Genomic DNA, 13,841 nt, shown 5'->3' with positions numbered 1-13,841 from the left:
CCTACTTATATATCAAGGCCTACAGATTAGTTGTGAAGAGTTTATTGAGGATAACGTAACCTCGTGATATGAGTGTAACAAGGAAATATAGAAATGTCTTTGGGTATTAAAAAATAGAAGGTCACATTTATTCACATAGAAATAAAGTGTTTAGAATTAGGTAGTTATTTTGCTATTAAATGTGTATTAGATCGGACTAAATTTGAAATTAGCTAGATAATCCTGACACTTTTCTAACATACAAGGACTCTAGACGTAATTCTTTTCACAAGCCAGCTTAGTTTTACAAACCAAGTAAAAGCAACCGTCTTAAAGCTAGAAATCCCCTTCATTTAATAAGGCGAGCTTCTTTAATCACATCCCTGTATAAAAACTCATTATTCACAAATGTTTACAGGCCAAACCTGGACTTTAAGCAAGTTCGATTGAAGTAAAAAAACAGCAAAACGAACGGATATTCCACATCAAAAAACGAACATCAATAGTGTTATTTACGTTAGGCTTAAACCAGATTAAAAACTTAAAACTAGAACCGCAAAATATTGCGATAATATTCGAGAACAGCTGTTCTAACGAAAAATAAAACCTAAGTTCTGATATTCACTAAGTTCAAAAGCGCTAAAAGCATTGAGCAATGTAAGTATCGCTCACATTATAAACAATGTACAGTTTTTCTGCTAATTTTTTATTAACCGTCTGATTGTACTTTCGCGAAAAGAACTCAATATAAAAATCATGATATCGTTTGTAATATCAGCTATTAAAATAAAAAACAATGTATTTTTATTACGCATAACCTATATAAACTCCGATTCTTAAGTAGTCATTAAGAAATAAAAAATAGACGATTAACAAACTGATTTCTCTCAAGCAATAATGATATACAAAAAGTAAGTAAGATTAACGTAAATCAATAAAACAAATATTTAAGCAATTTGAATAAACACAGGAAGAAAGTATTGATACTAAAAATAATGCCTGAAAAAGCGATATAATTAGTGTTGTAACTAATTATATCGCCTGTCAATTTTCAAATCAGGTAATTTTTAGTCTTAGAAAATTAGCTAATTAAAGGTGGGTTTTAACGAATTTAATACTTTGGGGAATCTGTTTTAACACTCTTTCAGACTCGTCCTCTAAAAAGAAATATTTAATTTTTTGCTTTTTAGCTTCTTTAATTACTTCCGCGATACCAACATCACCAGTTCCGAGCACCACATTAGTTTGAACGTCTGCGCTACCCGTTGTTGTATTGGGTGAACCCTTTAATCGGTCTTTTAAATGAAGTGAAGTAAAGCGACCTTCATATTTTTTGAGTACTTCAACGGGATCGGCTCCACCTTGTTTGATCCAAAAGACATCCATTTGAAATTGTGCATGTTTTGTATTTTCAATGATGTAGTCTAACAACGTACCATCTTCGTGCTTCCCAAACTCGTAGCCATGAGGATGATACTGAAGTGTCACACCTTCTTTAGCGAGCTGCTTCCCGCCTTCGTTTAGTATCTTTACCAAACGTTGTGCATCATCAAAGGTAAAACCCACTGAGCCATCGTGTGAAGCCCAATAAATTGTCGCGTACTTGGCACCAAAGTACTTTGCCTTATAGGCAACAGCAATTGGATTATCTCGCACTTCTTCATACGAGGTATCAACGCTGACCACTTTGATGTTTTGTTTATCTAACGCAGCTTTAAAGTCATCTATGCTTTGATCGTGGAGCATCCCACCGCCCTCTACGTGATGAATTTCCCAGTCAGCAATCTGCTTAACAGTGCCCTCAAAATCTTTAGGAAACTCATTGCGAAGACTATAGAGCTGCAAGCCTAGTTCGTGCTCTGCGCCATGTTTATGATGACCCGCGGATACGCCGAGCGTTGTCAATTGCAATGCAGAGGCAACTAATGTGCTTAGTATAATTTTTTTAAACATGACATTCCTATATTCGTCTATTTTTCATTTCTGTAACGCAGTAGTCCACTGCTCTGGCGGTCATTGCCATAAATGTTAAAGATGGATTAACGGTAGCCGTTGAGCAGTATGCGCTGCCATCAGTCACAAATAAGTTATTAATATCATGGGCTTGATTGTAGCCGTTTAATACTGAATCTTTGGGATCGCGACCCATTCTCGCTGTGCCCACCTCATGAATAGCAAGGCCAGGTGCTGCGCCATCTGTTGAGGTCCATGAATTAATGTTCTTTGCACCAATCGCCACCAGCATTTCACGACAAGTATCAGCGGCATCTTCCATCATCGCGCGTTCGTTGTCAGACCATGTTACATTGAAATGAAGTTGCGGCATTCCCCATTTATCTTTTTTGCTCGGGTGCAAACTGACTTGGTTTTCAAATTTCGGAAGCATCTCGCCTTGCGCATAAAAGTTAAAGCGCCACTTGCCGGGCTTTGTAAGACTATCTTTAAATTCTGCGCCAAAGCCTTTTTGACCTAATCCTATTTTCCAATTATCTCGATATGCGCTGCCCCCTAGCGCATAGCCTCGCTTGTAGCCCTTTTTGTATTTACTGGGTGTGTATTGAAAATTCGGAATATAAATTCCCGTTGGACGTCTTCCAGAATAGAACTCATCGTCGTAACCCTCTAACTCTCCGTTTGACCACGCATTGTAACAATGGTCCATCAAGTAATGCCCAAGCACACCTGAACGATTCGCCAACCCATTTGGATAACTGGGCGTTTTTGTGTTCATCAAAATCTGTGTACTGCCCAAGGTAGACGCGCACAAAAACACCACTTTTCCGCGATACTCTCTTGTTGTTAATGTTTCATTATCAATGACGTTTACACCTTTAACTTGCTTGGTCGTTTCGTCATAGATTAGGCTCTCAACAACTGAATTGGGTGCGATATGTAGATTGCCAGTCGCCACAGCTGCAGGCAAGGTCGAACTTTGTGTTGAAAAGTAAGCACCAAACGAACACCCCTTCTGACATTCATTTCTCGCTTGGCAAGTCACTCGCCCTTGCTGAATTTGATACGAAGTGGGTTGTGTTAAATGCGCGGTTCTACCCATTACAAGCGGCCTATCTGGATACAACTTGGCCAGTTTTGCCTGCACATCTTTTTCTGCTTGCGTTAGTTCAAATGGCGGTTGAAAAACGCTATCAGGCAGTTGTTTTAATCCAGCTTTTTCACCCGAAATACCGACATGCTTTTCAACGTGTGTGTACCAGGACGCCAGATCATCATAGCGAATCGGCCAATCATTACCTTCACCATCAAGCTTGTTATTCTGAAAATCAAATTCGCTCATTCGATAGGATTGACGATGCCACAACAAAGACTTCCCACCCAGTTGGTTACCTCTGATCCATGTGAACTTAGTGTCTTTTTCAGTGCTGTACGGTAAGTCTCGATCGTTGCCAAAAAAGTGTTTAGTCGCATCGGTAAATGCATAACACTCTGCTTGGACTTTGTGTTGCTGCTCGGTGAGTAAATTGGGGACTTTGCTGCGCGTTTCTAACTGCCAAACAGGTTTATTCTCGTGCGTATAGTCTTTGCGGTGCTCAACCACACGCCCACGCTCTATCATGAGCGTTTTGAAGCCGCGTTCGCAAAACTCTTTTGCGGCCCAACCACCCGTTATACCCGAGCCAACGACTATTGCATCAAACTCTTCTTTCGTTTCATTGATGTACAGCTTTTCAGTCATTTTGATTCCTTTAACCCTTAGTAAAAGTCCAACGAACCCCATCCGGGCGTGTTTTCATCTATTTTGATCGAACCTTTAAAACCACCAGGAACAGCTTGATACCGAAGTACTTGAGACGCGCCCACCTTTGATGTGAAGTAGCCAAATACAATGAGTGATTTAATAAATGAAAGTGAGCCATGAAGTGGGTTACCAGGAGAGTTTTCAATCGTAGTCAGCAACGCGAGTTTTTGAGTTTGGTTAAGTAAATAAAACGCTTTGTCGTGATCATTTTGGCTTGTTGTATCAAGACCCCGAATGAGTAACTTACACTCTTCTACTCTTGGACTGCCATGAACCTTAACTAATTGGCTCTGCACAAAATCATGGCACCCAACTTGACTAGCGCTAGGAGTGGAAGTTTGCGGAAGCACGGTATCGGACAATGCAATCAAGGTATCTAACATTTGCTTGTTCAAAAACTGGTCGCTAGCAGACAAACCTTTAAAGGCAAAAGCATGCTGTACACTTGCCCCCGATAGCAATACTGCAGAAGCGGTCGCCCCGAGTATTTTAGAAACAGTATCAATAAACTGTCGCCTGTCTTTATTTTCAATATTTTGCTCGGTCATCTGGATACCTTTAACCACTCAGCTTTTTATTGCTTGCTGACGTTTTAGATAAATATGAAGGCAAATAAAAAGTACGATCAGCACCAATGGAAACAGCACTAAGTTACTTAATAGCGCTTGTCCAGACGCGAGCGTAAGTTCGTCACCAGATAGGTTTTGCGCGATGGCTGTTGCTTTAGCATCGTCAACCCAACCGCCGATAATTGGATTCCAAATACTCACAGCAAACATCCCTGCACCACCAATCAATGATAGTCCTAGCGCGCCAGTCTGAGGTTGATATTCAGATACACAGCCCAACATAGTGGGCCAAAAATAGGTCACGCCCAAAGCAAATATAATGGCAGCAACATAAACCATTGGACCGCTTACTTGTGACATTAGGAAGATTCCTAATGTAGCTAAAACCGCAGATCCCAGCAGTACACCAGAAGGTTGAAACTTATGTACAATCGGTCCAGCAAAGTAACGACCTACCGCCATGATTCCTGTAATCATGGCTAAAATTAACATCGGGTGTGCACCTGAGGCGCCCAAAATTTCTTGGATCCATTGTTGCGTGCCTAACTCAGCCGTTGCTGTGATGGTCATGCAAATTACTAAAAATAAATACAGGGGAGAGAATAAATTCCGAATGTTGTTTCTGGTTGAATGCAGATTTTTGTCAATTTCTGGAAACTCTGCTGTTTTAAGTAATGCACCATAAACCAGTGTAGGTAGAATCATCACTGCGATCTGCAACTGCCAACCCAAACCCAAAGAGGTCATTGCCGCTGAAACAAGTGCACCAATGACGATACCACCAGGAAACCAAACGTGAAAGCGATTTAACATAGTGGTTTTATTGTCTTTATACATGTCTGAAATCAAAGGATTACAGCCAGCTTCAACACAGCCGTTTGCAAAACCAACAAACAAAGTCGAAATTAATAGGCCCCAAACGTCATTCGCCACGATAGTTAAGCCAAGACCTAAAATATGAAAGGTAAAGGCCATCCACACCAATTTTCTTGGTCCAAAGGCGTTATACAACACGCCACCAAACATGGTTGCCAGTGGAAAACCCAAAAATGCCATCGCATTCACCCAACCTAATTGGGTAGCACTGAGACCAAACTTATCTCCCAGTTCAGTTAAAATTCCTGCGCGTATTGCAAATGTCATGGCCGTTACGGTTAGCGCAATACAGCACATGTTGAAAAGCTTAGACATTTGTTCGTTTGAAATATGCATAGCAGGTGCATCTATCGTTGAGCTACTCATACTGCACTTCCTTTTATTGTTTTATGTTTAATGTTGAATGCTATAGGCCCAATATTCTGCGATTCAGTGCCTCGTCAGCACCTGTTCCTGCAAAATCATCAAAGGCTTTGTCCGTTGGTTTGATAATATGATCATTGATGAATATGGCACCTTCAGCCGCACCATTTTCTGGGTGTTTCATGCAACACTCCCACTCCATGACCGCCCAACCATCGAAGTCATATTGCGTCAACTTGCTAAAGATGGACTTAAAGTCTACTTGCCCGTCACCTAATGAACGAAAACGTCCGGGGCGATCTATCCATGATTGATAACCGCCATAAACACCTGCTTTTCCTGTTGGATTAAACTCTGCGTCTTTTACATGGAAAGCTTTGATACGCTCATGGTAAATATCGATGAAAGCAAGATAATCTAATTGCTGAAGTAAAAAGTGGCTTGGGTCATACAAAATATTAGCGCGAGTATGGTTGCCCGTAGCTTCTAAAAAGCGCTCAAAGGTAACCCCGTCGTGTAAGTCTTCACCAGGATGCAGTTCATAACAAACGTCGCAACCCGCCTCATCAAATGCATCTAGGATAGGAACCCAACGATCGGCGAGTTCTTTAAACCCTTGTTCGACTAGACCATTTGGGCGCTGCGGCCACGGGTACATAGTCTGCCAAAGCAAGGCACCTGAAAAGCTGGCATGCGATGTAAGCCCTAAATTTGCACTAGCTTTAGCCGCTTCAAACATTTGCTTACGCGCCCACTCTGTGCGAGCGGCAGGATTGCCCTTGACTTCATCAGCGGCAAAGCCGTCAAACATTTCATCATATGCTGGGTGTACAGCAATGAGTTGGCCTTGCAAATGTGTGGAAAGCTCGGTCAAGGTCAATCCATATTGACGGAGCGTTCCGGTGACTTCATCACAATAGTCTTTGCTTTGTGCAGCAAGAGACAAGTCAAACAAGCGAGCATCCCAACTCGGCATTTGTATTCCTTTAAAGCCATTTTCTGAAGCCCACTTAGCAATGGAATCTAGACTATTGAAAGGCGCATCGTTGCCTGCAAATTGCGCCAAGAATATCCCTGGTCCTTTAATTTCTTTCATATTAACTGTCCACTTATAATGTTTTTTGCGCATACGGATTAAACGTATGCCATTTTGTATTTGATTGACTGGTCGTCACGCTGCTTTCAATGAAGGCCATCCCTCGGACTGCTGCTTCAATTCCCAAAATAGGTTCTAAATTTTCTGGAGCTTGAGGAAACGCCCTGACTTGCTGAGCAAAGCGCAGGTATAAATTTGCAAAGGCTTCTAAGTAACCTTCAGGGTGTCCAGCTGGCGTGCGCATGGCCATTTGTGCTTCTTCGCAAAATTCGCCAACACCTGCTCTAATCATTTGAGCGGGTTTGTCATTGTATTTGAGCCAAAGTGAATTAGGTTCTTGTTGACGCCAAGTTAAGCTTGCTTTTTCACCATACACACTAATAGCCAAATCGTTTTCATCACCGACAGCGATTTGGCTTGCCCCCACAATTCCTTTAGCGCCATTGTTTAACTTAACCAAAATAGTTGCATCGTCATCTAGTGCTCTACCGTCCACGACAGATGTCAGTTCACTGCACATCTGCTCAACCTCAAGGCCACTGATGTATTCAAGTAAATTAAAAGCATGCACACCAATATCACCTACGCAGCAACTAATGCCTGCTCTTGAAGGATCTAACCTCCATGCTGCTTGTTTGTTGTCAGTGTCGGATTCTTTTGATAGCCAACCTTGTGAATACTGAACGGCCACTTTAGTCACTTTGCCTAATTCACCACTTGCCACGAGGTGTTTAGCTTGTTTCACCAAGGGGTAACCGGTGTAAGTGTGCGTAAGGCCATATAACTTCTGATTTTTTGAAATGATCTGCTCAAGTGCTAGCACTTCTTCTAAAGAGAAGGTTGCTGGCTTATCACTCAACACATGAAAACCATTTTCTAAGGCAAGCTTGGCAACATCAAAATGTAGGTGGTTAGGGGTGACAATAGACACGAACTGCATGCGTTCATCACTTGGGAGCTGCGCTTCTTTTTCGAACATTTCTTGATAGTTTGCGTAGCAGCGAGATTCATCAAGATATAAGTCTTGCCCAGAGGAAATTGAACGCTGCTTATCGGAACTGAACGCGCCGCAGACCAATTCGATTTGCCCATCCAAATTTGCAGCCATTCGGTGGACCTGCCCGATAAAAGCGCCGGAGCCTCCGCCCACCATGCCCATGCGTATTTTTTGGTTCTTCATACCGTTATTCCCTTTTTTCAATATCATTAAATTAACAAAATTGTTACAAGATCAGTTAATACTAATTCGGTTAAAAATATGACAAAATCGGCGTTAGCCTTATTGAACTGAAGATTTAAAAATGAGTACAAAAGCTTCATCACGGGTACTAAATAGCTTTTTAGCCGAAACCTCAGTACTAGAAATTGTCAATATACTTGATTTACTAGCTGACACGCTTTTTTGGATAAAAGATAAAGAAAGCCGTGTAATGCACGCAAACAGTGCATTTGTGGTGCACATGGGACGAAAGAGTCTGCATCAAATTATTGGCAAAACGGATTTAGAATTTGCACCCGCTCACTTAGCAAAACAGTTTTTGAATGACGATAAAAAGGTGCTAGGTGGCGAAAGTATTACCGATAGAATCGAACTGAACGTCAACGAGTCAGAGAATCTTTCGTGGTACGTCACGTCTAAACGCCCTTTGTTTAATTCACTTGGCGAGATTATAGGGTCTTATGGGATGACGCACTCTCTTGAAAAGTCCAATAAACTTCTAAGTATGGTAGAACCCATAAAATTACCAGTTGAATATATCCGCGAGCATTATGCGAAAGATATCAGGATAGACGAACTCGCCAAAATCAGTTTTTTATCTGTAAGCGCACTAGAAAGAAGGTTTACCAAATATTTAGGCAAAACGCCCAAGCAGTTTATCAATCAAGTACGTCTCGAGCGTGCAAGACAACTTCTGTTAGAAACAAATCGTTCTGTTTCTGAGATCTGTGATGAGTGTGGCTTTAGTGACAAAAGTTATTTCAGTAAACAGTTCAAACGCTTATTCATGATTCAACCGTCTAAGCTTAGAAAGCCGATGCAAGAGAATGAATATTAAAATATCAGCATCAATGATTTAACCTTTGTGCAATCCTAGCCTATGCTTTAAGGCAAACAATTGCTTGGATAATGAAATGAACAAATTTGTAAAAATCGCATTAGTGAGTTTACTTCCACTAGTCAGTTCTCAAACAGTAGTCGCGCAAGAAAAAACAGCGGTTGATATGATTAACCTATTCGAAAAACTTGCTGGCAAACAACCTGGTTTTCGAAAAGCCCATGCAAGAGGCGTATGTGCTAGTGGCGAGTTTATGCCCAATAAATCGCTATCCAACTATTCAACATCTGAATTATTCAAAACCGACAAAGTCCCCGCAACGATTAGATTTTCGCTCGGTGGCGGAAACCCAATGGCCGACGAAAGAGCGCCCGGTGCTCGCGGCATGGCAATTCAATTAAAACTTCCAAGTGGTGCAATGCACAATATTGTCGGCAATAGCACACCTGTATTTGCAGCAAAAGACCCCGATACATTTTTCGGATTTTTAGAAACGCTCATCCCGGGCGAAGACGGTAAAGTGGATATGCGTAAAGTCGGTCAGTATGTTGCTACGCATCCAAGCACTCAACCCGCAGCGGCATGGCAAAGAACAGCAAAGACGCCTTATTCTTATGCAAATACAGAGTTTTTTGGACTGCATACGTTTTTTATGAACGATTCGAACGGTAATGAAACCAAATTTAGATGGCACACTACGCCAGATCTTGGCGTTAAAGTCATTGAAAAAGAAGCACTAGCAACACTAGAAAACGGCTTCTTAGAAAAACATCTAACAGAACAGTTTGCCAACGAAACGATCTCTTACACAATCTCAATATCACTAGGTAGAAAAGAAGATACAAATATTGACCCATCGCAAGCGTGGCCCGCGGATCGACCAACTGAAGTCATGGGCAAGCTAACGCTTACCAGTGTAGGCGGCAAGGCGTGTGATAGCATCAATTTTGATCCAAACGTGATCTCAGCCGGCTTTAAGTCAAGCGACGACCCAGTGCTGAGAATGCGTTCACCTGCTTATGCTGTTTCATTTGGGAAGCGTTTGTCTGGTCAATAGATGTTGTCGGAGACAATAAGTGGACATTAAAAATGTCCGCTTATTGTCTAAAATTAAGATTTGAGTGATTTGCAAAACGTACAAAGGCTTCTCTATTCAGCATTGGCGGATATCAAACGTGTCTATGTGCCTGTCCCTTCTTTTGACTGTGCTGATTTTTTCTCTTGAATTTGCTTTTTCTCAATCACTTGAGTAATTGATTTTTCTACATTGGGTACAGGCATTAACGCATGCATCATCATTCCAAGGCCTATTGCAGCGGCTTTTCGTTTTCTAGCCCAACTGTACAAAGTACGACAGAGCCAAATCATGGTTAAGAGTCCAACGTAGGGTGAAATAGCAAGAAGAACCTCTATTATTAAGGTCATAGTCTTTTCTCACTGTGACGGTAATTTTTTTACAACACGATTTCGTTGCGTTTTGAATTGCTTGAAGCAGCTTTTATTTGCTTTTAGGGGAGAGACTGTTGATGTAAATAAGAGATTAAAGCCGCTTTGCTATGACTATTAAACTCAGAATAAAATAATAAGTACGATGCAAATCCAGAAATATTTGCTTGTTGATACCTCTTGATAAACGCATTAATAAAACGCTTTTTTTGCTCCGTTTCTAACGACAATTCCTTATTCGTGTCGTCTGAATTTTTGACGGTATCATTTAGTAACACCAAAGCAACCGAATAAACGCTTTCTCTATGGTCAGCGACGGTGTTTTTATGGGGTTCATTATGCGTTATTTGAAGTGATGTCGTCGCAACAATCATCAAAGAAAGTAACACGACACAAAAACATGTACGTGATAGCTTAGCGATGTGATGGTAGGTACTTAAATTTCTCATATTAGATTAAAGTATAGACTGGTAATGAATATTTCAATGTGTTTCTTCTGCTTTTGCTCTCGCAGGAGTAAGCGCTGTCTTAGCGCCTTCTAACAAGACATTTGGATCCGACAACTTCTACATTGATTGCACATTTTTGCTAAACACTTTGAGTTATTGTAATCAGCACGATTCAGTGTCGGATTCAAAATTTATGCAGAAAAAGCTGCTCCTTGCCTCTACAATATTATTTTTGTCCCTAACTCCATCATTAAGCTCAGCCAGTTTGATCAATCAGTCAGATGGCGAACTAAACTGGTCTTTGGACGTCGAATCGAAACTTCAGTGGCTTGACCTAACACATACAACGGGTCTTTCGTATAATCAAATGAAGCAACAGTTTGGTGATTGGACTGTAGCCACTGAATCACAGTGGCGAGAAATGTATTCGAGAAATTTTGATGGTGATTGGAATGACGGTACAGTGTTCGGTGAAAATAGTGCTTATCAATACGATGCTAGCTTAGGAATAGAAGTTATCGAGAAAAATGGCACTGACGCATTTCAAATCTACTCGACTTATAGTGATTTTTTTGGGCACTCTCGTTTTAGTTTTGAAAGAATGGGAGGGCCATTCGATATCAATCACTATAAAGAAAGCTTTTTCTCGTTAGCTCTTTATGTCAATGATATTGATGCGGGTTTTGATATTACTGCACGTCTGCGTATCGGAGGCATCTCAGCTATTATTGATCGCGATAGAGACGCATATTCAACGACGGTCGAAAACTATGTAAACTCAACTGCCAACTTCGGTAGGTATTGGCAAATGTTGAGTCCGAACGAGAACCCTGAACATGGATGGTATTTAATTAAGGAGGCGCCAGAAAGTATGGACTTATCTACCCCTGCCACGATCACAATTTTTATTCTCACTTTAGTATTGTTAATTGGTCAGCGGAATCTCAAAAGTATTGACGGGCTTCACCTGTTCGACCGGAATTGCCGAAAGTAGTATTACACGATACCTTTTTGTTCATCAGAATCTCCGTAAGAGAAAGGCTAAAAAGTGCGTAAAGTCAGCATTTCGCCGCGTTGTGACCACTCAAGATGTCTTAATGCACTCATGCCTAGCAAGATTTTATCCGAACGCATACCTGGATTAAGGTTAGCTTCTACGTTTTGCAGGGTGATATCACCAATTTTCAATTCATCAATCGTAGTCGTAGCGACCATCAGATTACCATTGGCGGTTTGTACCATTTGTTGGCCTCTAGGAATGAGGGAGAGTTCTTGGGCGAGATGGGCGCCGACCGATACACTTGTTGCACCAGTATCTAACAAGAAAACGACTTCTCGGCCATTAATTAACCCACTGGTTACATAGTGTCCCATTGCGTTTTGCTTTAAACGAACCTCTACTCCAGCTTGTGTCACCACAGAAGATGGCGACTGATTGGGGTTGACTTTCCTATCTAAGAACCCTGAAAAGTATGCAATAAGAGCAATAAAAATAACGACCCATGCCAAACCAAACATCCACGCGCCCATGCTCGAAACTTGTTTATCAGCTTGTGATTCAGGGTCCATTAATTCCGTCCTTTTAAAATCGATTCACCATATTATCGTTATTACGGTTAAACGATGAATTTTGCTTAGTAGTGCAAAGTGTTTATTGTCTCAGCAAACTTATCTTTTAGCGTTCTTATTTGTTTGTTGTACAACATAAAAGCATTATATGATGAGGCAAAGCGCCCGCTAATAAAAGGACTTACTTTATGCCTGTTATCAACTCAAATTTTAGTTTCAAACACTACTGCTTATAGATCGCAATGATTGAAAATTACGTTGATGGAATGGAAGCATCAGGCGGTATTACGTATTCATTAGAAGATGATTAATAAATATGAAACTAGTTGAGACAACATATGTTTGTGCAGTTTATAGGTATTGATTGGTCTGGCGCTGAGAAACCTGTTAAAACAAATTCCATTGCACTTGCAACTTGTTTAGTCTCGAATGATTATGCTCCAGTTGCGATTCAGTCAAAACTATCACGAGAAGATGTATTTCATTATATATGTGACTTAATGCAGTCAGGGCAAAAGGTATTTGTCGGTATAGACTGCAATTTTGGCTATGCAAAGTCAGTTGCTGAAGAAACATTTGGTAATGACATTAAATACTCGGCGTTATGGCAACAAGTTGAAAACTTAAACATCGATAACAAAAATTTATTTGCTGGTAATGTGTGGAAAAACCCTCGATATCAAGACCGTTTTTGGACCAAGGGAAAACAACCTGATTGGTTTAATCTCGATACGTTGCGTCGCATTACTGAGAAAGCAGCGATTGAACAATTACTTGGCACACCTGAAAGTCCTTTCAAATTGATTGGCGCTAAACAAGTCGGTAAAGGCGGTTTAGCAGGGATGAGACTCGTTCATCAACTTAAAGCTAAGTTTGGTGACCGAATAGCAGTGTGGCCTTTCGAACAGGCGTTACTTAACAGTGCTAGACTCGTTATTACAGAGATCTATCCTCGCTTATTTATAAAATACGCGGACAAAGGAAATCTAAAAGTAAGAGACCACGATTCTTTAAATGTTGTATTAAGCAAATTGGATACGAAGGCTTACCGTTGTGAAGACGTGTTAAATGATCATTTAACAGATGCAATTATTTCAAGCGCGGGTTTAAGGCATTTTATCAAGAAGGGATATTCTTTAGCGTCAGAATTACCAGCAGCCGCCTTAGATATTGAAGGATGGATATTTGGTGTTTGAACAATAGGGTCAGTGTTAATCAAAACGACTATAAAATTTTAACTCTATGAACAAGGTGCTCATGCAATTGAACAATAACTTAAAATGAACAAACGCCAGAAACAACAAAGCCCCAACATAAGTTGAGGCTTTATCGGTCTCTTTGCAGAGGAATTAGGAGTCTGGCGATGTGCTACTCTCACATGGGGAAGCCCCACACTACCATCGCCGCTAATACGTTTCACTTCTGAGTTCGAAATGGAGTCAGGTGGTACCGTATCGCTATTGTCGCCAGACAAAAAAAGTACAATTTGGAAAATTTGATAATCAGTTTTTTTAGTATTTAACAAAGAGTCGCTACTCTTCTGTCTACGATTTGCTACTTGTCACATACACACTCTAAATCTTAATAAACCACCACTTTAGCGAGCACTAGATTTGTCAGCAGGGTTTCCCTGCGGTAAAGCAAATCTTGGCGACAGCGCGTCAGCGCGTTTATAAAAAA

12 protein-coding genes and 1 rRNA gene are annotated in these 13,841 nt (G+C 40.9%); 4 read left to right on the top strand and 9 right to left on the bottom strand.

Going from position 1 to position 13,841, the window contains the following annotated elements:
- Positions 1-1,068: 1,068 nt before the first annotated feature.
- The 6 genes from KUL10_RS15005 to KUL10_RS14980 are packed head-to-tail and all read right to left on the bottom strand — an operon-like array spanning position 1,069 to position 7,820.
- A complete protein-coding gene (locus KUL10_RS15005) occupies positions 1,069-1,932 on the bottom strand; it encodes a sugar phosphate isomerase/epimerase (RefSeq protein WP_110429766.1) in 864 nt (287 codons plus the stop codon).
- A 7-nt stretch (positions 1,933-1,939) separates the two neighbouring features.
- Positions 1,940-3,673, bottom strand: coding sequence for a GMC oxidoreductase (locus KUL10_RS15000; protein ID WP_110429765.1), 1,734 nt, complete (start codon positions 3,671-3,673; stop codon positions 1,940-1,942).
- Positions 3,674-3,690: 17 nt separating this feature from the next.
- Positions 3,691-4,284, bottom strand: a complete 594-nt coding sequence (locus KUL10_RS14995; protein ID WP_110429764.1) for a gluconate 2-dehydrogenase subunit 3 family protein — start codon at positions 4,282-4,284, stop codon at positions 3,691-3,693.
- Positions 4,285-4,302: 18 nt separating this feature from the next.
- Positions 4,303-5,547 carry a sugar MFS transporter gene (locus KUL10_RS14990; RefSeq protein WP_373415194.1) on the bottom strand — a complete coding sequence of 415 codons (1,245 nt, stop codon included), beginning with the start codon at positions 5,545-5,547 and terminating at the stop codon, positions 4,303-4,305.
- A gap of 40 nt (positions 5,548-5,587) precedes the next feature.
- Positions 5,588-6,640 carry a sugar phosphate isomerase/epimerase gene (locus KUL10_RS14985; protein WP_110429852.1) on the bottom strand — a complete coding sequence of 351 codons (1,053 nt, stop codon included), beginning with the start codon at positions 6,638-6,640 and terminating at the stop codon, positions 5,588-5,590.
- A gap of 13 nt (positions 6,641-6,653) precedes the next feature.
- The gene (locus tag KUL10_RS14980) at positions 6,654-7,820 is read right to left on the bottom strand and encodes a Gfo/Idh/MocA family protein (protein ID WP_110429763.1); all 1,167 of its coding nucleotides are present in this window, start codon (positions 7,818-7,820) and stop codon (positions 6,654-6,656) included.
- A 121-nt stretch (positions 7,821-7,941) separates the two neighbouring features.
- Here KUL10_RS14980 and KUL10_RS14975 point away from each other — a divergent pair, with 121 nt between their 5' ends.
- Entirely contained in the window at positions 7,942-8,697 is a 756-nt protein-coding gene (locus tag KUL10_RS14975) for an AraC family transcriptional regulator (RefSeq protein WP_110429762.1), read from the top strand.
- Positions 8,698-8,773: 76 nt separating this feature from the next.
- Positions 8,774-9,754: a catalase family peroxidase gene (locus tag KUL10_RS14970; protein ID WP_146216789.1), complete on the top strand. Its 981-nt coding sequence runs from the start codon at positions 8,774-8,776 to the stop codon at positions 9,752-9,754.
- A 122-nt stretch (positions 9,755-9,876) separates the two neighbouring features.
- Here the strand turns inward: KUL10_RS14970 and KUL10_RS14965 are convergent, their stop codons facing one another.
- Entirely contained in the window at positions 9,877-10,122 is a 246-nt protein-coding gene (locus KUL10_RS14965) for a hypothetical protein (RefSeq protein ID WP_110429760.1), read from the bottom strand.
- 663 nt (positions 10,123-10,785) lie between these two features.
- Between KUL10_RS14965 and KUL10_RS14955 the strand changes: the two genes are divergently transcribed.
- Positions 10,786-11,586, top strand: a complete 801-nt coding sequence (locus tag KUL10_RS14955; protein ID WP_110429758.1) for a hypothetical protein — start codon at positions 10,786-10,788, stop codon at positions 11,584-11,586.
- A gap of 47 nt (positions 11,587-11,633) precedes the next feature.
- Here KUL10_RS14955 and KUL10_RS14950 read toward each other — a convergent pair whose 3' ends face one another.
- Positions 11,634-12,161, bottom strand: coding sequence for a TIGR02281 family clan AA aspartic protease (locus KUL10_RS14950; protein ID WP_233499850.1), 528 nt, complete (start codon positions 12,159-12,161; stop codon positions 11,634-11,636).
- A gap of 338 nt (positions 12,162-12,499) precedes the next feature.
- Between KUL10_RS14950 and KUL10_RS14945 the strand changes: the two genes are divergently transcribed.
- Complete coding sequence (locus KUL10_RS14945; protein ID WP_110429757.1) at positions 12,500-13,357, top strand: hypothetical protein; 858 nt, start codon at positions 12,500-12,502, stop codon at positions 13,355-13,357.
- Between the two features lie 159 nt (positions 13,358-13,516).
- Here the strand turns inward: KUL10_RS14945 and rrf are convergent.
- Positions 13,517-13,632 (bottom strand): 5S ribosomal RNA (gene rrf, locus KUL10_RS14940).
- Positions 13,633-13,841: the final 209 nt, after the last annotated feature.

This window comes from Glaciecola sp. KUL10 (genome assembly GCF_003203515.1).
Lineage (GTDB): Bacteria > Pseudomonadota > Gammaproteobacteria > Enterobacterales > Alteromonadaceae > Glaciecola.
The sequence above is the reverse complement of the archived record's forward strand: the minus strand, read 5'-3'. Positions and strand labels throughout refer to the sequence as shown.